General features: G+C 58.6%; 21 protein-coding genes. 6 read left to right on the top strand and 15 right to left on the bottom strand.

All coding sequences use genetic code 11. The annotated features are described in order from the left end of the window. The first annotated feature begins 112 nt into the window (after positions 1-112). Positions 113-838: a transcriptional repressor LexA gene (lexA, locus tag FHX15_RS18825; RefSeq protein WP_184399757.1), complete on the top strand. Its 726-nt coding sequence runs from the start codon at positions 113-115 to the stop codon at positions 836-838. Here the strand turns inward: lexA and FHX15_RS18820 are convergent. Then, a complete protein-coding gene (locus tag FHX15_RS18820) occupies positions 819-3,245 on the bottom strand; it encodes a ComEC/Rec2 family competence protein (protein WP_184399755.1) in 2,427 nt (808 codons plus the stop codon). The two genes, lexA and FHX15_RS18820, sit on opposite strands and share 20 nt — an antisense overlap. A 290-nt stretch (positions 3,246-3,535) precedes the next feature. Here FHX15_RS18820 and gltA point away from each other — a divergent pair, with 290 nt between their 5' ends. Beyond that, complete coding sequence (gene gltA / locus FHX15_RS18815) at positions 3,536-4,825, top strand: citrate synthase (protein ID WP_184399752.1); 1,290 nt, start codon at positions 3,536-3,538, stop codon at positions 4,823-4,825. A 29-nt stretch (positions 4,826-4,854) separates the two neighbouring features. Here gltA and lpxB read toward each other — a convergent pair whose 3' ends face one another. From lpxB to FHX15_RS18745, 14 genes are all read right to left on the bottom strand, one after another. Further along, positions 4,855-6,024 (bottom strand): lipid-A-disaccharide synthase, encoded by a 1,170-nt coding sequence (gene lpxB, locus FHX15_RS18810; protein ID WP_184399750.1) that lies wholly within the window; start codon positions 6,022-6,024, stop codon positions 4,855-4,857. Further along, a complete protein-coding gene (locus FHX15_RS18805; RefSeq protein ID WP_184399748.1) occupies positions 6,021-6,902 on the bottom strand; it encodes an LpxI family protein in 882 nt (293 codons plus the stop codon). Before FHX15_RS18805 ends, lpxB begins: the two co-directional genes overlap by 4 nt. 3 nt (positions 6,903-6,905) lie before the next feature. Further along, positions 6,906-7,724: an acyl-ACP--UDP-N-acetylglucosamine O-acyltransferase gene (gene lpxA / locus FHX15_RS18800; protein ID WP_184399745.1), complete on the bottom strand. Its 819-nt coding sequence runs from the start codon at positions 7,722-7,724 to the stop codon at positions 6,906-6,908. Further along, complete coding sequence (gene fabZ, locus FHX15_RS18795; protein WP_184399743.1) at positions 7,721-8,188, bottom strand: 3-hydroxyacyl-ACP dehydratase FabZ; 468 nt, start codon at positions 8,186-8,188, stop codon at positions 7,721-7,723. The genes lpxA and fabZ overlap by 4 nt, the downstream gene beginning before the upstream one ends. Next, positions 8,181-9,242: a UDP-3-O-(3-hydroxymyristoyl)glucosamine N-acyltransferase gene (gene lpxD, locus FHX15_RS18790; protein ID WP_184399741.1), complete on the bottom strand. Its 1,062-nt coding sequence runs from the start codon at positions 9,240-9,242 to the stop codon at positions 8,181-8,183. The genes fabZ and lpxD overlap by 8 nt, the downstream gene beginning before the upstream one ends. 50 nt (positions 9,243-9,292) lie before the next feature. Continuing rightward, complete coding sequence (bamA, locus tag FHX15_RS18785; RefSeq protein ID WP_184399925.1) at positions 9,293-11,632, bottom strand: outer membrane protein assembly factor BamA; 2,340 nt, start codon at positions 11,630-11,632, stop codon at positions 9,293-9,295. Positions 11,633-11,829: 197 nt separating this feature from the next. Next, complete coding sequence (gene rseP / locus FHX15_RS18780) at positions 11,830-12,963, bottom strand: RIP metalloprotease RseP (RefSeq protein WP_184399739.1); 1,134 nt, start codon at positions 12,961-12,963, stop codon at positions 11,830-11,832. A gap of 28 nt (positions 12,964-12,991) precedes the next feature. Beyond that, positions 12,992-13,822 carry a phosphatidate cytidylyltransferase gene (locus tag FHX15_RS18775; RefSeq protein ID WP_184399737.1) on the bottom strand — a complete coding sequence of 277 codons (831 nt, stop codon included), beginning with the start codon at positions 13,820-13,822 and terminating at the stop codon, positions 12,992-12,994. Further along, positions 13,822-14,565, bottom strand: a complete 744-nt coding sequence (locus tag FHX15_RS18770) for an isoprenyl transferase (RefSeq protein ID WP_184399735.1) — start codon at positions 14,563-14,565, stop codon at positions 13,822-13,824. The genes FHX15_RS18775 and FHX15_RS18770 overlap by 1 nt, the downstream gene beginning before the upstream one ends. A 37-nt stretch (positions 14,566-14,602) precedes the next feature. Beyond that, a complete protein-coding gene (frr, locus tag FHX15_RS18765) occupies positions 14,603-15,163 on the bottom strand; it encodes a ribosome recycling factor (RefSeq protein WP_184399733.1) in 561 nt (186 codons plus the stop codon). A 49-nt stretch (positions 15,164-15,212) separates the two neighbouring features. Continuing rightward, positions 15,213-15,935, bottom strand: coding sequence for a UMP kinase (pyrH, locus tag FHX15_RS18760; protein WP_184399731.1), 723 nt, complete (start codon positions 15,933-15,935; stop codon positions 15,213-15,215). A 95-nt stretch (positions 15,936-16,030) separates the two neighbouring features. Beyond that, positions 16,031-16,957, bottom strand: a complete 927-nt coding sequence (tsf, locus tag FHX15_RS18755) for a translation elongation factor Ts (RefSeq protein WP_184399729.1) — start codon at positions 16,955-16,957, stop codon at positions 16,031-16,033. Positions 16,958-17,194: 237 nt separating this feature from the next. Further along, positions 17,195-17,962: a 30S ribosomal protein S2 gene (gene rpsB, locus FHX15_RS18750; RefSeq protein WP_184399726.1), complete on the bottom strand. Its 768-nt coding sequence runs from the start codon at positions 17,960-17,962 to the stop codon at positions 17,195-17,197. A 410-nt stretch (positions 17,963-18,372) separates the two neighbouring features. Next, complete coding sequence (locus tag FHX15_RS18745) at positions 18,373-19,212, bottom strand: cell envelope integrity EipB family protein (protein ID WP_184399724.1); 840 nt, start codon at positions 19,210-19,212, stop codon at positions 18,373-18,375. Positions 19,213-19,362: 150 nt separating this feature from the next. On the opposite strand from FHX15_RS18745, the gene FHX15_RS18740 reads away from it, so the two are divergent. From FHX15_RS18740 to FHX15_RS18725, 4 genes are all read left to right on the top strand, one after another. After that, positions 19,363-19,830, top strand: a complete 468-nt coding sequence (locus tag FHX15_RS18740) for a RidA family protein (protein WP_184399722.1) — start codon at positions 19,363-19,365, stop codon at positions 19,828-19,830. Beyond that, positions 19,830-20,549: a glycerophosphodiester phosphodiesterase gene (locus tag FHX15_RS18735; RefSeq protein WP_184399720.1), complete on the top strand. Its 720-nt coding sequence runs from the start codon at positions 19,830-19,832 to the stop codon at positions 20,547-20,549. The genes FHX15_RS18740 and FHX15_RS18735 overlap by 1 nt, the downstream gene beginning before the upstream one ends. 91 nt (positions 20,550-20,640) lie before the next feature. Next, positions 20,641-21,831, top strand: coding sequence for a GNAT family N-acetyltransferase (locus FHX15_RS18730; protein ID WP_184399924.1), 1,191 nt, complete (start codon positions 20,641-20,643; stop codon positions 21,829-21,831). A gap of 54 nt (positions 21,832-21,885) precedes the next feature. Continuing rightward, positions 21,886-22,314, top strand: coding sequence for an HIT family protein (locus FHX15_RS18725; protein ID WP_184399718.1), 429 nt, complete (start codon positions 21,886-21,888; stop codon positions 22,312-22,314). Positions 22,315-22,372 lie beyond the last annotated feature (58 nt).

The following is a 22,372-nucleotide window of genomic DNA, read 5'->3' as shown; positions in this document are numbered from 1 at the left end:
TAAAATTATCAGCAGAATGAACAGAAGTTTTACGAAAATTTAGCCACTTGCGGAACACATATGGAACATATAGTGTCTGTTCTGGATTTGTTTCGATACTGGGGTACACGCCATGCTCACACGCAAACAACAGGAACTTCTTCTTTTCATTCATGAAAGGATGAAGGAATCCGGCGTTCCACCATCTTTCGACGAGATGAAGGATGCCCTGGATCTGGCTTCAAAATCCGGCATTCACCGGCTGATCACTGCGCTGGAAGAGCGCGGCTTCATTCGCCGGCTTCCGAACCGGGCGCGTGCGCTCGAAGTCATCAAATTGCCGGAGGCCTATAACCCGAGCCTGCAGCCGCGACGCGGCTTCTCGCCAAGCGTCATCGAAGGCAGCCTTGGCAAACCGCAGCCTGTTGCGCCACCCGCTTCAGCGAAGCCGGCACCTGCTGCCGACAACGGCAATGCCGTCTCCGTTCCGGTCATGGGCCGCATCGCCGCGGGGGTGCCGATCTCGGCAATCCAGAACAATACGCATGACATCACCGTTCCCTCTGACATGCTGGGCGCGGGCGAACATTATGCGCTCGAAGTTCGCGGCGACTCGATGATCGAAGCCGGCATTTTCGATGGCGACACCGTCATCATCCGCAACGGCAGCACGGCCAATCCAGGCGATATCGTTGTCGCGCTTGTCGATGACGAGGAAGCGACGCTCAAGCGCTTCCGCCGCAAGGGCGCATCGATTGCGCTCGAAGCCGCAAACCCCGCTTACGAGACCCGCATCTTCCCACCGGATCGCGTCAAGGTCCAGGGAAAGCTCGTCGGTCTCATTCGCCGCTATCACTGATCGATGACAGGCTGGCGTCAGTAAATGTGTCGCTGCGCCAATCATAGGCGCGGTGACGCATCCAGGGTCGCAGCAATGTATCGAAGGCGGTTGCGATCTCGATCCCCTTCTCCGTAAAACGAAGTTCGACTGAACCGGTTTTGCGCAGCGTCTCGCCAGTAAAGAGCATTGCGCCGGAGCGGCAGTGATCAAAGCGCAGACGAACAGGCGTGACGACGATGTCCGCCGTATCGCAGGCCGGCCCGAGATAAGCTGCGTTGTTGATGACCGTCAGCTGCTTACCGTTCTTGAGCGAGGCGGTACACCAAGCGTCCTTCAGACAGGAGAAGCGCAATGGCGGACCAGTGGCTACTGCCTGTATCATCACCTCTCTGGCTTCATCCTGCTGCTCTGATGAAAACTTCAGCCTTTTGCCTTCGCGCGCCACAGGCGCCTCGACACCTTCGACGATGATCGGTTTCTGATGTTCCTCGATCGCAAGTGCCCGCTGCCACTGCTGGAAGATGAAAGAAGGCGGTTTTTCGCGGTTCGAAGCTATCACCTCGCCATTGACGATAGCGACCAGGCCGCCGTCTTCAGCTATGGCGACATCAGGTGCCGAGCGGTCCGGCAGCAACGCGACAGTCAGCGTCGAGGCGGCGACGATTGCCGTACCCGCGTGCCGCAACCGGGTTTTCAGCAGCGTCAGCAGCAGGAACCCGAAGACCGCCGTCGGAAAATACCAAGCGGGCAAACGGCCGACATCGATATTGCCGCCCCAGTTCGACACCGTCTTTGCGATTTTGATCACCAGATCGAGGCCGAAGCCCGCGACCTGCCAGAACGGACCGTCGAGCCCAAAGGGCATCAGCAACATCGCCATCATGCCAAACGGCATGACGATGAAGGAGATGACCGGCATGGCCGCAAGATTTGCCGGCAGCCCGTAGGCGGTCAGCCGATGGAAATGCTCGATCGAAAACAATGCGGTCGAAAAGCCTCCAATCAGCGAGGTCAAAAAGATGCCGCCAAAGAAACCGCCGACCATGAAGATCGGCTTCATGACCGGCAGCTTGGCGAAGGCATTGTCCCGTATCGGTCGTCCTTTCCAGAGGTCGTAGCCGGCGACCAGGGCGAGGGTTGCGGCAAAGGACATCTGGAAGCTTGGCCCCAACACCTCCGATGGCGAGACTCCAAGGATCACGAGAGCGGACAGCGCCACGTTTCTGAGACTGATCGAAGGCCGGTCGAAAAAGACGGCAATCAACATGATCGCCATCATGATGAAGGCACGTTCGGCGGAGACGGCAAAGCCGGAGATCAGATAGTAGGCTGTTACTGCCGCAAGCGCACCGGCTGCGGCGATCTTCTTGATCGGCCAAGCCTGGGCGACGCCCGAAAACAGGCTGAGGAAGACGCGCAGACCGACATAGAATATCCCGGCCGATAACGCCATGTTGAGGCCGGAAATCGCAACGATATGCGCGAGACCGGACTGACGCAGCGCCTCGGTTGTTTCATCGGAGATCGCGCGTCTCTCGTCGGTGACAAGAGACGCGGCAAAGGCGCCGGTATCGCCAGGCAGGATGGAGCGTATTCGATCGCCGATGCCACTTCTCAGGCGGAAGAGCCATTCGAGCATTATCTCTCCAACCGAGCCTTCTTGCATCGGCTGAGATGCGACTTTCTTCGGAGCGCCAAAGAAAAAGCCATTGGCGCCAATGCCGTCATAATAAGAGCTGAAGGCAAAATCATGCAGCTGCGGAAGCGCCGGTCCCGCGCGAGGCGTCAGACGTGCCCTGCCCTCGATGACGTCGCCAAGCTCGAAAGCCTGTTTGGCGCCACGGACAAGCACCGAAATGCGTTCAGGCGGGCGCTTGACTTCGGGAGCGCTCGTGCCGCTGACGCCAAGGATATAACGCCATCGGCCCGGCCCATCGCCTTCGCGGCGTTCGATACGGCCGGTCACCGTTGTCGTCACGGCGGAATCCAGGATGAGCGTGCGATCCAGCCAGGTTTCGACCTGTGCGGAAAGCATTCCGCTGACAAAGAGAAGCACGGCGAGCAAAGTCGCGCGCAGCTTCGGACGGGCATGGCCGCTGAGAATAACAGCAATGACAAGAACAAGCAGACAGAGCAAAAGCGACATGGCGGGAAAATCCGCAGCCGTCAAAAACCAGGTTGCGGCACCTGCTCCGAGGAAGACGGGAGAGAACAAGACAAGGCGACCATGCCCAGCCTCCTCAGACATCATGCGCGCCGATAGCTCGATATACCGTTTCGTGCCGGTTAATAATCGCCTTCGGAACGGAACTGCGGCTTGTGTCCGGGCGGGTTGCGTCACAACGGCGCGCGGGCCGGCGGCAATAAAATCCATCTTTTGATCAATGGATTGGGTCTGCCGTTCTCTTGTCTCGAACACCGTCATATCGCCTGGACCCGCCCCCGGATGGCCACAGAATGCAACCAGAGATGAAAACGCGCAAACAATAATCGATTGAAATACCAGAAAAATTTGCGGCGCCGAAAATCCAGTCAAATCATGGTGTTCTGGTATGCATTCAGGTCATCGCTGCACTGCCTAAAAGATGATGCCGCGGTGCACAAAATGGCGTCACGGTAACTTGGCATTAGCTTCGCGATCATATAGCTATCGCTTAGGACGCTTAACCCTTATGGCGCTTTTGCGGCGCCAACCGCCACCCCCGGAGGATCAGCATGACGGATCAAAGCGCTACAATCAAAATCGGTGACAAATCAGTCGACCTCGCCGTGCGAAAAGGCACGGTTGGGCCTAACGTCATCGATATCGGTGCACTCTACAAGAACACGGCTTCCTTCACGTACGACCCGGGCTTTACGTCGACCGCATCCTGTGAATCGAAGATCACCTATATCGATGGTGACGAAGGCGTTCTGCTGCATCGCGGTTATCCGATCGAGCAGCTTGCCGAACACGGCGACTTCCTGGAAGTTTGCTACCTGCTGCTCTACGGCGAACTGCCAACTGCCGCTCAGAAGAAAGACTTCGACTACCGCGTTACGCACCACACCATGGTGCACGAACAGATGAGCCGCTTCTTCACCGGCTTCCGCCGTGACGCACATCCGATGGCCGTCATGTGCGGCTGCGTCGGCGCACTTTCGGCCTTCTATCACGACTCGACCGACATCACCGATCCGCACCAGCGGATGGTCGCCAGCCTGCGCATGATCGCCAAGATGCCGACGCTTGCCGCCATGGCTTACAAGTACCATATCGGCCAGCCCTTCGTTTATCCGAAGAACGATCTGGATTACGCGTCCAATTTCCTGCGCATGTGCTTTGCCGTCCCATGCGAAGAATATGTGGTCAATCCTGTGCTCGCCCGCGCGATGGATCGCATCTTCATCCTGCATGCCGATCACGAGCAGAACGCTTCGACCTCGACGGTTCGCCTCGCCGGTTCGTCGGGCGCAAACCCGTTCGCCTGCATTGCCGCCGGCATTGCGTGCCTCTGGGGCCCGGCTCATGGCGGCGCCAACGAAGCAGCTCTCAACATGCTGACCGAAATCGGCTCGGTTGAGCGCATTCCGGAATATATTGCTCGCGCCAAGGACAAGAACGATCCGTTCCGCCTGATGGGCTTCGGTCATCGGGTCTACAAGAACTATGATCCGCGCGCCAAGATCATGCAGAAGACCACGCATGAAGTTCTCGGCGAACTCGGCATCAAAGACGATCCGCTTCTCGAAGTCGCTATGGAACTGGAGCGCATCGCTCTGACCGATGAATATTTCATCGAGAAGAAGCTCTATCCGAACATCGACTTCTACTCGGGCATCACGCTGAAGGCTCTTGGCTTCCCCACCACGATGTTCACCGTTCTCTTCGCTCTGGCTCGCACCGTTGGCTGGATCGCGCAGTGGAACGAAATGATCGAGGATCCGGAGCAACGCATCGGCCGTCCGCGTCAGCTCTATATCGGCGAACCGAAGCGCGATTACGTACCAGTGTCCAAGCGCTAAGCGCTGCGACAAAACAAAAAGAAAACCGGTCAGAGATGGCCGGTTTTTTTGTTGGCGATGACATCGAGCAAGATCTGCGCCGCGTGCTCACCAGGCGGCGTCTCCGTCTGCATGCGCCGCCAGATGAGCTCGTAGCCTTCCTTCATCGCTTTGAGCTGATAGGTGTCCGCGGAAAGTCGCTCCATCCAGCGCGCGAGGCTCTGGCCGCGAACGATGTCGTTCAGATATTCCGGCACGACCGCATAGTCTGCGATCAGGTTGGGCAGCGCGCCGGTCCAGGTTTTGATGCCTGAAGTGAGCAGGCGCATGATCCAATCCACCTTGTAGGCAGATACGACGGGCACATCGGCAAGCGCCAATTCGAGGATTACGGTGCCGGATGCCGCCATGGCCGCATCGGCTTCGGCGAAGGCTTTCCACTTCGCCTCGGCACCGACGACGATGTCAGGCTTGACCGTCCATCCCGCCGTTATTTCTCGCACAAGGGCTTCCTTGTGCGCCACGGTCGGCAGAATGAACCGCATCGGGCCATTGCGGGCGACGAGTTCCTGGGCTGCAACCTCGAAATAGGGCAGAAGCTTCTTGATTTCAGAGGAACGCGAGCCGGGAAGAAGCAGGATCGTACCGTTGCCGGGCTGCCGACCGTCACGCAGGCGACGCGTCTCCAGAACCGCTGGATCAGCAATCAGGCGATGTCCGACATAAGTGGTCGCCGGTCCATTGAGGCGCTGCATTGCTGCGGGCTCAAACGGGAGCACCGCCAGCACATGATCGACATAAGCGAGCATGCGCTGGGCCCGATATTCCTTCCATGCCCAGACACTCGGACAGACATAGTTGACGACGGGCAAGTCAGGCAGTGCCGTGCGCACGCGCTTTGCAACGCGATGGGTAAAATCGGGGCTGTCGATGATGAGGAGGATATCCGGCTTTGCCGCAATGACCGCGGCCGTCGTCTGGCGAATGAGCGACCAAAGCTTCGGCAGCTTTGCCAACACCTGCGTGATGCCCATGATGGAAAGCTCGGAAAAATCGAAGAGCGATTTCAATCCTTGACTTTGCAGACCCTCGCCGCCGACACCGACCAGCTCTATCGGTCCGGGATGGATTCTCTTGAGCCCGGCAATGAGATCAGCGCCTAAGAGATCGCCGGAGACTTCGCCGGCAATGACGGCAATCTTCAGCGGTCTCTCAGTCATCGAAGCCCCCATCCCGGCAATCCCTTGTCGATGCCGCAAACGAACAAACCATTCTCGTCCGCCGCTTTGATCAATGCCTCGCGATCGAGCACCAGCGACCGGCCGGCCTCTATGGCGATGCCGGCAAGGCCGGCGGCCTTGGCATTGAGCACGGTCGATACGCCGATCGCCGGCAAGTCTGCGCGGATATCCTGCTGCGGCTTGCAAAGCTTGACGAGCACGCCGCGCCGGCGCTGCGAAATCCGGCCTGCCCCCCTCAGGACCCCCACCCGGTCGAGCATACCATCTGTGCCTTCGACGCCTTCAACGGCGACGATGCGTCCGCCAATCGAAACCGCGCCCTGCCCGATATCGAGGCGGCCAAGTGCCTCGGCCGCTTCGCCAGCGCGCGCGATATCGCGCCTATCGTCGTCGCTGGGAGAAACAGCGCCGAGCGGGCCGACGGTCGCGAGAAGATTGGGGGCGATCTCATGCGCGCCGACGACGCGCAGGCCTTCACCTTCGATCAGCTTGATGACCATCTGCAGAACAGTGTCGTCGCCGCCGGACAATAGCGTGCGAATGGCAGCGGGAACCTTGCGGAGGATCCGCAACGTCGGCCGCACCTCGCGCCACTCAGGCCGGCGGCGCACGCTGCCGGACATGACCACACGGTCAATACGGTATTTCCTGAAAAGCCCGTCGAGCGCAGCAAAATCGCCGATGCCGATCGTGGCGTGATCGAAGCCATCCCAGCGACGATCACCCTCATCCTTCAGGATGACGATAACAGGGTTTTCTCCGGCCGAACGCGCAGCCTCGGCGACATAGGACGGCAGAAGGCCGCCGCCGGCAATAATCGCCAGCCGGCCTTCAGTGGTGTCACCGGCGGAAGCCACGGATCAGCCCTTTTGCCCCCGGCTCGGCGAAGACAGCGCGCGATCGCTCTCAGCTGCGATGAAATCGAGGATCTCGATCACTTGTTCGCAATCGGCATATTCGCTGCGAATCTGGGCGGCATTCTCGCGGATTGAACCGGGCCCCTCGAAGATCGCCTTATAGGCGCGGCGAACCGTGTGAATAACAGCGCGATCAACGCCGGCGCGCGTCATGCCGACGACGTTGAGACCGCTCAGGATACCAGGATTGCCGTTCAGCATGCCGTAAGGGATGACATCGTAACTGACGGCGGAAAGTCCACCGACGAAAGCATATTTGCCGACACGGGTGAACTGGTGCACGGCCGCACCGCCACTGATGATCGCGTGATCGCCGATTGTAACATGGCCGGCCAGCATGACGTTATTCGACATGATGACATGGTTGCCGACTCGGCAATCATGGGCGACGTGCGAATAGGCGAGGAACAGGCTGTTGTCGCCCACGGTTGTCGAGCCGCCATGTTCGACAGTACCGGTGTTCATCGTGACGCCTTCGCGAATCGTGCAGTTGCGCCCGATGATCAGGGTGGTGTCCACGGCGCTGTGACGAGCGCTCTGGGAGTCGCCGCCGATGACAGCCGATGGAAATATCCGCGTACCGGCGCCAACGGTCGTCACCCCGAGCACAACCACGTGACTGATCAGCTCGACATTGTCGTGAAGCGTGACCTTGGAACCGACATGACAGAACGGGCCGATGACCACGCCTTCACCGATCGTCGCGCCGTCCTCGACTACGGCCATCGGATGAATTCTGGCGCTTTCGGCGATCATGCTCATGCGTTGTCCTTACGTACGATCATCGCGCCGATATCGGCCTCGGCGACAAGCGCGCCATCCACCTTTGCGTCGCAATGGAATTTCCAGATATTGCCGCGTTGCTTGATTTTCTGCACGTGAAATTCAACGCGGTCGCCCGGCACGACCGGCTTGCGGAAGCGGGCGTTGTCGATCGTCATGAAATAGACGAGGTTGCCGGTTTGTCCCTCTTTCTTAGCACAGATCGCACCCGCCGTCTGCGCCATGCCTTCGACCAACAGAACGCCCGGCATGATCGGCGCCTCCGGGAAATGGCCGGTGAAATGCGGCTCGTTGACCGTCACATTCTTGATGCCCACAGCGGCGTTGTCGCCGTCGATATCGACAATCTTGTCGACCATCAGAAACGGATAGCGATGCGGCAGCAGCTTCATGATCTCCATGATATCCGCCGAAGAAAGCGCGCTGGCTGTTTCCTCAGTCATTCTTGCCTCCCTTTTTCCCGCGCGCTCCGGATTTTACCATGAGCTGGGCGACTTCTTTCAGATATTCATTTAGAGGACGTGCAGGTATTCCGCCATAGCGGCCACCCGCAGGAAGGTCGGTCATGACACCGCTTTTTGCAGCGATCTGGACGCCGTCGCCAATGGTGATATGACCTTTCAGGCCAACCTGACCACCGATCTGCACGCCATCGCCGACAATCGTGCTGCCGGCAAGACCAACCTGTGAAACGATAGCGCAATGGCGGCCGATGCGGACGTTGTGGCCGACCTGGACCTGGTTGTCGATCTTGGTTCCTTCGCCAATAACGGTATCGTCCATAGCGCCACGATCGATCGTTGTATTGGCGCCGATTTCGACATTATCCTGGATGATGACGCGACCGATCTGCACGATCTTGATCATGCCACGCGGACCTGGCGCATAGCCGAATCCGTCCTGGCCGATACGGACACCATTATGGATGATGACGCCATTCCCGATGAGCGCACAGAGGATGCTCACGCCTGTCGCGATCGAGCCGTTGCGGCCGATCTTGACATTGGGACCGATGATCGACTGAGCGCCGATGCGCGTGCCTTCGCCGATCTCAGCGCCCGGGCCGATGATCGCCATCGGCTCGACGATCACGCCCTTCTCAAGCCGCGCAGTCGGATCGATGATGGCGCTCTGCGCGATCTCCGTCTCGCCGGACGAAAACGTCACTGGCTTAAGAGCAGCGGGATAGAGATACCCGCCGGCCATAGCAAAGGCGGCATGCGGATTGGAAGAGATCACCACGGGAATATGCGGCGGCACCAGCTCGGCAAGCGCCTTGTCGCAGATCACGGCCGAAGCTTCGCAGCTCAGCAGTTCATCACGATTGCGGCGAGAGAGGATATAACAGATATCCCCCTCCCTTGCCCTGGCTATCGGAGAGACCGAGCGGATGATGACATCGGCATGCGCGAAATCACCAAGTTCCGCCCCAAGAAATTGCGCCAACTCAACGAGCTTCACGCCTTCATGGGGCGGAAAAAAACCATTTTGCTCCATCGGCAAAACTCCAGAACGGAATTGAAATTTACAGTTCCGGACTGCCGATATCAGAATTGGTTGTTAATGCCAAACTTGAAGCGCTGGGTCTTGTCGAAGTCTTCCTTCACAACCGGGATCGCGTAGTCGACGCGCAGGGCGCCGAAGGGCGACTGCCAGATAAGGCCGAGGCCGACAGAAGCACGCAGCTGCGCGTCCGTACCCTGCGCAGTATCCGAACCGAGGAGCTCGACATCATTGCCGAACAGCGTGCCGGCATCTGCGAAGACGGCGCCGCGCAGGTTGAAGTCGCGCGGGAAGCCCGGCATCGGGAACGTCGCTTCAGCAGACGCAGTGAAATAGGTCGTACCGCCCAGCGGATCGTCCGGATTGGTGATGCGCGGGCCGATACCCTTGTTCTCAAAGCCGCGAATATCGGAATTGGTGAGCGTGAACTGGTCGAAGACGTTCAGGTGATCGCCGAAGCCGACGACATAACCAGCTGACGCCGAGAGCGAACCGATAATGTCGGCATCGTCAGCGAGCAGATGGTAGTAACGGGCCTTACCGTAGATCTTGTAGTACTGAGAGTCGCCGCCGAGGCCGGCAATTTCCTGCGTTGCGGTGGCATAAATACCTTCGCGCGGCAGGACGGTGTCATCCAGCGTATTGTAGGTCAGCGTCTGCGATACGGAAGACCGCGTCCACGGGCTTTCCTCAACCAGGTTCTGATAGGTAGCGGACAAATCAGCCAGATTGCTTCCGCTGGCATCGTACTTCATCTGCTTGTAATTATAGCGGAACGTCGTCGCCAGATCTTCCGTGATCGGCGCCGTTACGCGCAGGACCACGCTGGTTTCCTGATAATCATAGTTGTCGTTGCTCGACGTTTCCGAGTGATTGATGTCGAAACCGGCAGCGAGGCGATAACCGAGGAAATAAGGTTCGGTGAAGTTAAGACCGTAAGCGCGCGAGCCTTCCTGACCACCGCCGGCCGAAATACGGATATACTGGCCGCGACCGAGGAAATTCTTTTCTTCGATCGAAGCTTCGAGCAGCAGGCCGTCGCCGCCTGCAGCGTAACCGGCACCGATACCGAACGAACCCGTCGATTGATCCTGTACGTCGACAACGATGACGACGCGGTCAGGCGAACTGCCCGGCTGAGTCGAGATGTTGACCGAGGAGAAGTAGCCGAGCGCTTCGAGACGGCGCTTTGCGCGGGTGATCATCTGCTGATTGAAGGCGTCGCCTTCGCTGAGATCGAACTCGCGGCGGATAACGTAATCGCGTGTGCGGCTGTTGCCGCGGATTTCGATACGCTCGACGTAAGCGCGCTCGCCCTGATCAACGAGATATTCGACGCCGATCGTATTGTTATTCAGGTCGCGGTTGCCGCGCGGCGTGACGCGCGCGAAGGGATAACCGGCGGAAGCAACCTGGTCCGAAATAGCCTCGATGGACTTCTGGACTTCCTTGGCGCTGTAGACCTGCCCTTCGCGGGTCTTGACGAGCGACTGCAGCTGCTGCGCATCGACACCTTCAACGGTCGACTGAACGCTGACCGGGCCAAAGTCGTAGCGCGGGCCTTCTTCGATATTGAAGGTCAGTGTGTACTTGTTTGTGGCTTCATCGAAAGCAGCATCGGAAGAAACGATGCGCATGTCGGCATAACCGCGATTGTAATAGAACTGGCGCAGCGCATCTTCGTCAGCGTGCATCTTGTCTTCGTTATAGACATCCTTGCGGGTCAGGAACGAGAGGAAGTTCGAACGCTTGGTCTGAATGACAGCCGCGAGACGGCCGGCGCTATAAGCGTGATTGCCGACGAAATTGATGGCATCGATCTTGGTGCGGTCGCCCTCGTTGATCACGAAAGCAAGATTGACCCGGCCTTCGCCAAGCGGCACGACCTGCGTCGTCACTTCGACTTCGCTGCGCCCGGTTGCGGCATAGGCTTCCTTGATCGCTGCGATATCAGCCTGGATCTGCGCATCGTTGAAGGGACCGGCGGCATGCGTCTTGACGACGGCTGCCAACTTGTCGTCCTTGACCTTGCGGTTGCCGTTGAAGACGACCTGGTTGACGAGCTGCGCTTCCTGAACGTTGACTACAAGGGTGCTGCCGGAAACCGAGATTTTGACGTCAGAGAAGTACCCGGTGCCGTAAAGCTGCTTCACGGAGTCATCGATATCAGTGTTGGAGAAGCTCTTACCAGGCGTAATGGTGAGGTTCGAACGGACGGCCTCTGCACCGACACGGCTTGCACCACGGACATCTATCCGCTGAATGACGGCAGCTTCCGCAGCCGTAGCCGAAACGAAAGTCAAAGCACCTGCGCCAGAAGCAACAACACCAGCAGACAGCGCAATCGCCGATACTGCGTTCAAAAATCTTGAACCAGCCTTCATTTCACCCATTACCTTTTTCCCTCGTCTCCGGTCCCGGGAAGCCCCGATTCCGGCCACGTGTGTCGTTTTACCCGCTTTTGACATACAAGCAAGGGAGCCAGTTAATTTCTGTTTACTTCATTTCGAAGCGTGACCCATTCGCCACTACAGCTTTGAAACATCGTAAATAAACAGTAATTTTCCCTCATTTTTACGCGCTAGCCGATGAGCGCGCTAATGTCATTCCAGGTCGCAAAAACCATTAATGTAAGCACCATGGCCAGACCAATGCGAAACGCAATTTCCTGAGCCGAAGAACCCAGCGGCCGTCCCCTGACCGCTTCCACCGCATAGAACATCAGGTGGCCGCCATCAAGTACCGGAACCGGCATCAAATTCAGCAATCCAATCGAAACCGACAAAACCGCCGCAAGCTGAAGTAACGCGCCTATTCCAAGCGTAGCCATCTGGCCCGAAGCTTGCGCCACGCGGATCGGACCGCCCAACTGGTCGGCTTTCATCGATCCAGTGAGCAAGTTACCAATATATTTGAAGGTGCCGGTCACAATATGCCAGGTCTGGTTCACACCTTCACCCAGCGCTTCGAGCGGCGTGAAGGTCTGCAGACGGAAGTGGCCGACCTCTTCGTTCGTGACAATACCAATCAGGCCGATCTCGATCTTGTTGCCGAACTGGTCGGTGATATCCGTGCGCTGCGGCACCATAGGCAGATCCATCTTTTCGCCGTTACGCTCGACGGTCACGACGATATTCTGGTTCGGCCGGATGCTGACATAACGACGCACGTCGTCGAAAGTCTGGACCTTTGTACCGTCTATGGAGACGAGCAGGTCGCCCGGGAGCACGCCGGCTGCCGCAGCGGCACTATCCGGCTTCACTTCCGCGACGACGGGATCGGACACCGTGCGGCCATAGACCGCGAAAAGGACAGTGAAGATAGCAATCGCCAGGATAAAATTGGCGATCGGACCGGCCGCGACGGTTGCAGCACGTTTCCACAACTTTGCGCCGGCGAAGGAACGCTCGCGCTCCTCTTCCGTCATCGACGCCAATTTGTCGGTATCCGGTTTGCTTGACGCATCTTCGTCGCCGAAGAATCGGACATAGCCGCCCAGCGGGATTGCCGAAATCTTCCAGCGGGTTCCGTGGCGATCGGTGAAACCGGCGATCTCCGGTCCAAAGCCGACGGAAAAGGCAAGGATGCGGATACCGCTCCAGCGCCCGACGAGATAGTGGCCCATTTCATGCGCGAAAACGAGCAGCGACAGCACGATGACGAAGGGGACGATGTAGCCCGTCAAAAAACCGAATATGCCGGTCACCGCTTCCATGACTTCCTTCTTCTATCTGGCGTATCGATCACAGGCCGAACAATGCCGCGCCGAGCGACGTCACTCCGCCACCCTTTATCAGCGAAAAGAGGCCAGCAAGCAAGAACGCTGAAAAACAGGCGAAAATCAGTCCATCGACGCGGTCCATGACGCCGCCATGCCCCGGAATGAGACGGCTGGAGTCCTTGACACCGAATTTTCGTTTAATGAAGCTTTCGAAAAGATCGCCTGACTGGCTGAAGACGGAGAGGACGAGGGCGATCACCGCGGCACGATCCTGGGCTTCCGGAACGAGAACATGAACAATGACGGCTCCGGCGATGACGGCCGAAATGGCGCCGCCGACAGCCCCCGACCAAGTCTTGCCGGGCGATATGCGCGGAGCAAGCTTTGGGCCGCCAATCGCGCGCCCCACGAAATAGGCGAGAATATCGGTCGCCCAGACCACGGCAAAGATGAAGAGCATCGCATAGAGGCCAACGGTTTCATCGCCGCGGATCGCTGCAAGCGCCAGTCCGGTGCCGCCGGCATATAAAAGCCCTGGCGCAAACCAGCGGCTGGCCCGGTGCAGGAAAACCATGGCGATGCCAAGAGCGGTCAGCGCGACCAGCATTCCCAAGGCATATTCGTACGCGCCGGCCAGAACGAGCAGGGCTACCAGCGCCTCACCCGCCCAGCCAAGGACGTTCGTGACCGGGTCTCGCGCGATGCCTGTTATCGTCGACCATTCGTAATATATCAGAAGCGCGATTGCCGCCGCCACGATGCGGAAAATGAAGCCCCCATACCAAGTGGCGGCAAGAACAACGGTCGCGAGAATCAGGCCTGAAACGATGCGGAGCTTCAGTTCCCGCTTCATCAGGTGTTCACTGCTGCAGCCTGCGCGGACAATCCGCCGAAGCGGCGATCACGCGAGGCAAATTTCTCGAGTGCCGAAAGGAAAAGTTCCCGGCTGAAGTCCGGCCAATATTCCGGCAGGAAAACGAACTCCGAATAGGCAGCCTGCCACAGCAGGAAGTTGGAAAGCCGTTCCTCGCCGCTGGTTCGGATGATGAGATCAGGGTCCGGGATGCCGGCGGTATCGAGCCGGGCGTTGATCAACGCAGGCGTGATGTCCTGCGATCTCAAGCGCCCCTCCTCCACATCCTTGGCGAGGCTCATCATGGCGCGGGCAATCTCATCGCGAGAGCCATAGTTGAAGGCGATGACGAGTGTCAGCGCCGTGTTGGCTTTGGTCGTCTCCTCGGCCTCGAGCAGAAGCGTGAGGATGTCGCTGCGCAGGTTGAAGCGGTCGCCGATCACCCTGATGCGCACATTCTGCCGATGCAGCTCGGCGAGATCGCTGCGAATAAAGGCCTTCAGAAGACCGAGGAGATCGGAGACCTCGGCTTCCGGGCGCCGCCAGTTCTCCGAGGAGAAGGCGAAGAGCGTCAGATATTTGATGCCCAGATCACCGGCAGTGCGCACGGTCTGGCGAACGGTCTCGACCGCCCTGCGGTGTCCCATCGTTCGCGGCATGCCGCGCTGCTTTGCCCAACGACCGTTGCCATCCATGATGATGGCAACATGTTCTGGCGCAGTCAAAAATGAGGTTTCCGACATATTCCGTCCGGTCTTTCTTGGCGGGGACGCAAGTATACTAGACTTGCATGATTTCCTTTTCTTTCTCACCAAGCAAGCGGTCGATTTCCAAAATCGTCTCGTCCGTCATTTTTTGGACGCGGTCCGACTGTGCCCGGCTTTCGTCCTGGCCGATTACGCCATCCTTTTCGGCTTTCTTAAGGCTGTCCATGCCGTCGCGGCGAACATGGCGAATCGCAACCTTACTCTTTTCGGCATAATCGTGCGCCACCTTGACGAGCGACTTGCGGCGCTCTTCATTGAGCTCCGGCAGCGGAATGCGAAGGTTCTGACCGTCGACGATCGGATTCAGGCCAAGATTCGATTCACGAATCGCACGGTCAACGGCGCCGACCATGCTCTTGTCCCAGACAGAGACCGTTAGCATGCGCGGCTCCGGCACGGTGATGTTGGCAACCTGGTTCAGCGGCATGCGCGAGCCATAGGCTTCGATCGTCACCGGATCGAGAATATTGGCCGAAGCACGGCCGGTGCGCAGCGATGCAATATCGCTCTTGAATGCGGAAATGGCGCCATCCATGCGGCGCTTCAGTTCCTTGATATCGATACCTTCACTCATGTCTATGCTCCCGTCTCGAGGATTTGCGCCGGCAGCGGCGCAGCCTCTATCAGTTGTCGGATACGATGGTCTTGAGACCACCGCCCGTCAAGATTTCACCGAAACGCCCTTTCTCATGGATCGAGAAAACGATGATCGGAATGGAATTTTCTCTCGCCAGCGCAACGGCTGCGACATCCATCACGGCAAGGCCCCTGTCCAGAACTTCCTTATGGCTAAGGTGGTCGAAACGGGTCGCCGTCGGATCCTTCTTCGGGTCAGCGGTATAAATGCCGTCCACCTGCGTGCCCTTGAAGATCGCCTCAGCACCCATTTCGGCGGCGCGGAGCGCTGCGGCAGAATCAGTCGTGAAGAAGGGATTGCCGGTGCCGCCCGCAAAGATCACCACTCTGCCCAAAGACAAATGATAAAGCGTGGCGCGCTGCGAGAAGCTTTCGCAGATTTCCGGCATGGAAATTGCCGAGAGAACCACTGTGTCGATGTTCAACTTGCGCAACGATGTTGCCAGCGCCAGCGCGTTGATGACGGTCCCCAGCATGCCCATGTGGTCGCCGGTGACGCGGTCGCCGCCCTTGGATGCGACCGCCACGCCGCGAAAGATGTTGCCGCCGCCAATGACGACGCCGACCTCGACACCCATCTGCCTTGCCTCGGCAATGTCGGACGCGATGCGGTCCGCTACCGCAACGTCGATCCCGAATCCCTGGGCACCCATCATGGCTTCCCCGGAAGCCTTGAGTAGAACACGTTTATAGATTGGTTCCGACGTCATGTTGGCTCCTCGTAAATTGCCGCCAATGCCCGATACACGAAGGGCATCGCGTTGTCACGCGATGCCCTTCGGTTTTCCCAAATATGGCTGAAAGATCAACCCTTAGCGACAGCAGCAACTTCAGCTGCAAAATCAGTCTCTTCCTTCTCGACGCCCTCGCCGAGGAGCAGGCGTGCCATGCCGGTGATTTCGATCGTAGCGCCGGCTTCCTTTTCGGCTGCCTTGATCGCAGCGCCGACCGTCAGGTCCGGGTTAATGACGAAAGCCTGCGAGAGAAGAGCGACTTCCTCGAAGAACTTGCGCATGCGGCCTTCCACCATCTTCTCGATGATGGCTTCCGGCTTGCCGGAAGCGCGGGACTGTTCGATGAAGACGTTGCGTTCGCGCTCGGCGACGGCAGCGTCGACTTCTTCGGCGCGGATCGCCAGCGGGTTCGTCGCAGCAATGTGCATGGCAACCTGGCGACCGACCGAGGTCAGGACAGCCTTGTCACCAGCCGACTTCAGCGCGACTAGAACACCGAGCTTGCCGATGCCGTCGCCGGCAGCATTGTGGATGTAGGTCGCAACAACGCCGTGCTCGACTTCCAGCTTGGCTGCACGGCGAAGCGTCATGTTCTCGCCGATTGTTGCGATCGCTTCCTTGATGGTGTCGGCGACCGGCTTGCCGGATGCCGGATAGGTCGCAGCCGAAATGGCTTCAACCGTGCCATCGGTGGAGAGCGCAACTTCGGCGACGCCGCGAGCGAGGTCCTGGAAGGCGTCGTTGCGGGCAACGAAGTCGGTTTCGGAGTTGAGTTCGATGACCACAGCCTTGTGACCGGCGCCGGCAATAGCGACCAGGCCTTCAGCGGCAGCGCGGCCGGACTTCTTGTCGGCCTTGGAGATGCCCTTGGCGCGCAACCAGTCGATGGCGGCTTCGATGTCGCCGTTGGTCTCGGTCAGCGCCTTCTTGCAGTCCATCATGCCTGCGCCAGACTTTTCGCGCAGTTCCTTCACCAGTGCAGCCGTAATCTCGGTCATAAGCTTCCTCTTGTCGGTTTATACGGTGGGCCGCAGGACGCGGCGCGGCACCGGATTGAGGCACGAAATGTACCTGTATGTATGACAGCGTTATGAAGACGCATCATAGCAGAATTCGTCGGGGCAAAAGCTGTGAGCTTCTCCCTGAAACAGGCAAGGCCGCCGAACTTCTGAGAGTCGCCAGCGGCCTTTCCCAATCGTTGCAAGCTTTGGCGGAGTTTTACTCCGCCTGCTTTATCAGGCTTCGGCTGCCTCATCGAGCGCCGGCTCGAGCGGAACTTCCGTCGATGCGCCGAGGTCGCGGCCTGATGCGCTCTGCTGACGGGCGATACCGTCGATGGCAGCGCGTGCGATCAGGTCGCAGTAGAGAGCGATGGCGCGCGAAGCGTCGTCGTTGCCCGGGATCGGATAGTCGATCAGGTCCGGATCGCAGTTCGAGTCGATGATGGCGACGACCGGAATGCCGAGGCGCTTGGCTTCGTCGATCGCGATCTTTTCCTTATTGGTGTCGATGATGAACATCAGGTCCGGCGTGCCGCCCATGTCCTTGATACCGCCGAGGGCCTTGTCAAGCTTTTCGCGTTCGCGCTCGAGGTTCAGGCGCTCCTTCTTGGAGTAGCCCGACTGCTCGGAGCCGAGGATTTCGTCGAGCTTGCGCAGGCGCTGGATCGAGTTGGAGATCGTCTTCCAGTTCGTCATCATGCCGCCGAGCCAACGCGAGTTGACGTAGTACTGGGCAGAACGCTTGGCCGAGTCAGCGATCAGCTCGGAAGCCTGACGCTTTGTGCCGACGAAGAGAACGCGGCCGCCGCGAGCGACGGTGTCGGACACGACCTGCAGGGCCCGAGACAGCATCGGAACGGTCTGAGCCAGGTCGATGATGTGGATGTTGTTACGATCGCCGAAAATGTACGGCTTCATCTTCGGGTTCCAGCGGTGCGTCTGGTGACCGAAGTGGACGCCTGCTTCTAGAAGCTGGCGCATAGAAAAATCAGGCAATGCCATGCCTTGTTACTCCTTTTCCGGTTGAACCTCCGCAAGGCGAACAGCATCTTCATCGAAGATGCCACCGGGCGGAAAAGCCGGATTTCTCCCGGACGATCCCATGCCTTACGTGTGGAATGCGGTGCCCTTACATTCGATTTTCCGCAAAAGCAAGGCTTGTGGCAAAAAATCTGCCTGGAAGCGCGCGACAACATAAGTGCCGGCGGCTCCACTTTCCAGCATGTTCAATAGGGACGGCATCCGGGACCGGCAAGACGGCATGGATCTCGGCGGGCAGCAAATGGCCAACCACTATGCGGAATCGGAAAGGCAAATTTCCACAAAACCCGACCCACGAAGACTCATCTGCAGGGCAAAAGTTTAGCCGCACTGGAAATTATGACAGTAGCTTACCTTGTCGCAACGCAGCCTTACTGGCAGGTCGGAGCAGCCTTCTTATCGAGCAGCTCAAGCTTGGCAAGCTTGCCGGACAGAACGAAATCCCCGTAATCCATCGTCAGGTCCCTCGTGATGCCGTTCTCGTAAAGTTTGAACGACATGCGGTAGACAGGCAGCGTGTCCGATTTGGCATTCTCGTTGAAATAGGAGATCGTCACCGGCCAGAATGCGGTCTTGGAAAACTGGCCGGCATTACCGGCATCAGCCTCATCAGCAACCGGCGTTTCCTGCTTGCCGACAATGGTCGTGGTGACCAGAGATTTGTCGCCATCGTCGGAACCGTCGAAAACGCGGGCCTCGAAGAAGCGCTTGCCGTCTTTGGCATTCTGGATGACGTCAAGCATGTGCTCGGTCGGGAAGCGGCTTTCGGCGAGCTGCAGCTCGCGGCTGGCCGGCTGCGTGAGATCGACCTTCACACCTTCCGGCTTGTCCTCAGCCGCGCCGTTGACTTCCTTGTCGAGCTGGTCGTCGGTGAAGGATTTGGTATCGAACGTAAACTTCCCATCCTTCAGGCTCTCGAAAGTCTTCGTCTGCTGGTCGCTGACGCGCACGCTGTCGCCAGTGTCGATCTGGGTGACGAAGCGGAAATTGGTGGTGAAGCCTTCGCAATAATTGCCGTCGAACTCATAGACCATGCGGCCATACATTGAGGCGATGCCGGAGCGCTCCGAGGCGTCCTTCAGTTCCAAATCATAGACGGCGCGGTGAGCGACGAGCCCGGTCGCGATTGCAGCGCTCGTCGCCGGCGCAGCCGCCGAGGCATTGGCGGAGACGCTTGCGAGGAAAAGAGCGGCAAGTAACGACCGGAACATTCACTAACTCCTGTTGGACTCGTCCGCGATGTTATAAGAACCGTTTCGGCCAAATCGAGGCGGCCAGGTCAAGGCTCGACGCTATCACATTAGAGATTCTAGCCTTGATGCATAATTTTTGAAGAATTGACAACAAAAGCGGAGACGAAAATGTCCGACCAAATCGCCAAGCGCCTGTCGGAAATGGGGATAACCCTGCCCGAAGCTGCAGCACCTGCCGCCAATTATGTCCCCTATGTCATCAGCGGCAATCTTCTCACCATTTCCGGCCAACTGCCGCTCGAAGGCGGCAAGCTCGCTGTGTCAGGCCATCTCGGCAAGAATGTCGACGTTGCCGCCGGCCAGCGCGCCGCAGAGCTTTGCGCCATCAATATTCTAGCGCAAGCAAAGGCAGCCCTTGGCGGCGATCTCGGCCGCATCCGCCGCGTCATCAAGCTTAACGGCTTCGTTGCGTCAGCACCTGATTTTATCGAGCAGCACCTCGTCATCAACGGCGCTTCGAACCTGATCGCCGGCGTGCTCGGCGAAGCCGGCAAGCATGCCCGCGCCGCCGTCGGCATGGCGGCCCTGCCGCTTGCTGCTGCAGTTGAAATCGATGCTATCATGGAAATCGCGTGATGACGAACGCTGCCTGGATCAAGGAGCTGCCGGTCGCACATCGCGGCTATCATGACCTCAACAACGCCATCTGGGAAAATACGCTCTCGGCCTTCTCACGCGCCGTCGAAGCGGGTTTCGCCATCGAATGTGATCTGCATTACGCCTCGGATGGCGTTCCGGTCGTCTTCCACGATGAAGACCTGGAGCGTCTTTGCAACCTCAAGGGTGACGTGCGTGAGCGGACCTCCAAAGAGCTCGGGCTGATCGCTGTCGGCGGCACCAGAGACAAGGTGCCGACGCTGAAGCAGCTTCTCAACCTCGTGCAGGGCAAGGTACCGCTGGTACTGGAACTCAAGGGTCGTGAAGCCGACGACGAGGGTTTTGCCGAAGCCGTTCTCGAAGTGCTCGAAGGTTATGACGGCAAGGTCGCATTGATGAGCTTCGACCATTGGCTGCTGAAGGACCTCAAAGACCTCAACGCCCCCTACCCGGTCGGCCTGACCGCCAACGGCAATACGTCGGAGGAATATGCCACGCACGAGAAGGCGATGGGGCTCGGTCTCGATTTCATCTCCTATTATTATGCCGATCTGCCGAACCCCTTCATTGCCGGCCAGCGCGACAAGGGCATTCCGGTCATCACCTGGACGGTACGTGACGAAGAGGCCCGCAAGCGCACTTTCGACAATGCCGACCAGATGACTTTCGAGGGCTTTGATCCGCACGCGGCGGTTTGACGCTCGCTTTTTCGACAAGATCATGCGCAGACTAAGGAGGGAGCCCGCTCCCTCCTCCCAACGGCTTTCCATTTGTTTCATGACAGACGAATTGTCAGACGAACTTTCCATTCGCATCGAGCGATCATTCACCGAAATCTCTTCCGAGAGCTGGTCCAGGCTTTCGGGAGCTTCAAGGGGCTGCGATACCATCGCCTATAACCCTTTCGTTTCGCATGCCTTTCTCTCGTCGCTGGAGGAATCCGGCTCAGCCACCGCGCAGACCGGCTGGCTTGGCCATCACATGCTTCTCGAGACGGACAAGGGTGAATTGGTCGGCGCCCTGCCCGGCTACCTCAAGAACCATAGCCAGGGCGAATATGTCTTCGATCATGGCTGGGCCGACGCCTTTGAACGCGCTGGCGGCAGCTATTATCCGAAGCTGCAGTGCTCGATCCCCTTCACGCCGGCGACCGGCCCGCGCCTGCTCGTGGCTGATGGCTTTGCGCGCCTGCCGCTTCAGAATGCTATGGCGGAAAGTCTCAAGGAGGTCGTACGCCGCCTCGATATCTCCTCGGCCCATATTACCTTCGTGCCTGAGGAGGAGATGTCGGTGTTCGAGACCGACGGCTATCTGCATCGCACGGACAAGCAGTTTCATTTCATCAATGAAGGCTATGCCAATCACGATGCGTTCCTGGAGACGCTTGCCTCCCGCAAACGCAAGGCGCTGCGCAAGGAGCGACGGGCGGCTGTCGAGAATGGCATTACCATCGACTGGCTGACGGGCAAGGATTTAACCGAAGGCATCTGGGACCAGTTCTTCGCCTTCTATATGGATACTGGAGGCCGCAAATGGGGCCGGCCCTATCTGACCCGCAAATTCTATTCGCTAATTGGCGAGCGCATGGCCGACGACGTCCTGCTAGTGATGGCCAAACGCAACGGCCATTATATAGCAGGCGCCATCAACTTCATCGGCGGCGATACGCTCTACGGACGGCACTGGGGATGCATCGAGGATCACCCCTTCCTGCATTTCGAGGTCTGCTATCATCAGGCGATCGATTTCGCACTGGAAATGGGCCTCAAAAAGGTGGAGGCGGGAGCGCAGGGCGAACACAAGCTCGCGCGTGGCTACCTGCCGGTGACGACACATTCGGCACATTATATTGCCCATACGGGTCTGCGCCGCGCAATTGCCGACTATCTCAGGCGCGAGCGCGAAGACGTCGAATATATGAATGAGTTGCTGAGCGAGCATACACCTTTCCGCAAGGGCGAGCGGTTGCAGGAGGATTGACGCGCTTGGCTCCGCCGCGCTACGCGATCAGGGCAAACATGAGGAGATTTCGCCATGACCAGCGCCGCCTATGACGACAACAACATCTTCGCCAAGATCCTGCGCGGCGAGATCCCGTCGTATCGCGTCTACGAGGACGACAAGACCGTCGTCTTCATGGATGTGATGCCGCAGGCGCCAGGCCATGTTCTGGTTCTGCCAAAGGCACCGTCCCGCAATATCTTCGATGCCGACCCGGCTTCCCTTTCCCACACGATCACCGTTGTTCAGAAGGTCGCGAATGCGGTGAAGGAAGCCTTCGACGCCGATGGCGTGTTCATCGCCCAGTTCAACGAGCCGGCAGCCGGCCAAACAGTCTTTCACCTGCATTTCCATGTTATTCCACGGCATGAGGGCGTGGCGCTGAAGCCGCATTCAGGCAAGATGGAGGACGGCGCGGTGCTCGCGGCCAATGCCGAGAAGATCAAGGCTGAACTCGCGTAACATACGCACCGCCCGGTCTGCGCGGCACGGTCTAACGCAAACAAAAAGGCCGCTTTTC

Source organism: Rhizobium sp. BK650 (assembly GCF_014195325.1).
Taxonomy (GTDB): domain Bacteria; phylum Pseudomonadota; class Alphaproteobacteria; order Rhizobiales; family Rhizobiaceae; genus Rhizobium.
This window is presented reverse-complemented; position numbering and strand designations above follow the sequence as displayed.

Coding starts and splice junctions, on each gene's coding strand:
- frr (WP_184399733.1), bottom strand. CDS start 15,163: ATGAGTGAAGGTATCGATATCAAGGAACTGAAGCGCCGCATGGATGGC.
- FHX15_RS18735 (WP_184399720.1), top strand. CDS start 19,830: ATGACGAACGCTGCCTGGATCAAGGAGCTGCCGGTCGCACATCGCGGC.
- lpxA (WP_184399745.1), bottom strand. CDS start 7,724: ATGAGCATGATCGCCGAAAGCGCCAGAATTCATCCGATGGCCGTAGTC.
- rpsB (WP_184399726.1), bottom strand. CDS start 17,962: ATGGCATTGCCTGATTTTTCTATGCGCCAGCTTCTAGAAGCAGGCGTC.
- FHX15_RS18745 (WP_184399724.1), bottom strand. CDS start 19,212: ATGTTCCGGTCGTTACTTGCCGCTCTTTTCCTCGCAAGCGTCTCCGCC.
- lpxD (WP_184399741.1), bottom strand. CDS start 9,242: ATGGAGCAAAATGGTTTTTTTCCGCCCCATGAAGGCGTGAAGCTCGTT.
- FHX15_RS18775 (WP_184399737.1), bottom strand. CDS start 13,822: ATGAAGCGGGAACTGAAGCTCCGCATCGTTTCAGGCCTGATTCTCGCG.
- bamA (WP_184399925.1), bottom strand. CDS start 11,632: ATGAAGGCTGGTTCAAGATTTTTGAACGCAGTATCGGCGATTGCGCTG.
- gltA (WP_184399752.1), top strand. CDS start 3,536: ATGACGGATCAAAGCGCTACAATCAAAATCGGTGACAAATCAGTCGAC.
- fabZ (WP_184399743.1), bottom strand. CDS start 8,188: ATGACTGAGGAAACAGCCAGCGCGCTTTCTTCGGCGGATATCATGGAG.
- FHX15_RS18725 (WP_184399718.1), top strand. CDS start 21,886: ATGACCAGCGCCGCCTATGACGACAACAACATCTTCGCCAAGATCCTG.
- rseP (WP_184399739.1), bottom strand. CDS start 12,963: ATGGAAGCGGTGACCGGCATATTCGGTTTTTTGACGGGCTACATCGTC.
- FHX15_RS18770 (WP_184399735.1), bottom strand. CDS start 14,565: ATGTCGGAAACCTCATTTTTGACTGCGCCAGAACATGTTGCCATCATC.
- tsf (WP_184399729.1), bottom strand. CDS start 16,957: ATGACCGAGATTACGGCTGCACTGGTGAAGGAACTGCGCGAAAAGTCT.
- pyrH (WP_184399731.1), bottom strand. CDS start 15,935: ATGACGTCGGAACCAATCTATAAACGTGTTCTACTCAAGGCTTCCGGG.
- lexA (WP_184399757.1), top strand. CDS start 113: ATGCTCACACGCAAACAACAGGAACTTCTTCTTTTCATTCATGAAAGG.
- FHX15_RS18820 (WP_184399755.1), bottom strand. CDS start 3,245: ATGACGGTGTTCGAGACAAGAGAACGGCAGACCCAATCCATTGATCAA.
- FHX15_RS18740 (WP_184399722.1), top strand. CDS start 19,363: ATGTCCGACCAAATCGCCAAGCGCCTGTCGGAAATGGGGATAACCCTG.
- lpxB (WP_184399750.1), bottom strand. CDS start 6,024: ATGACTGAGAGACCGCTGAAGATTGCCGTCATTGCCGGCGAAGTCTCC.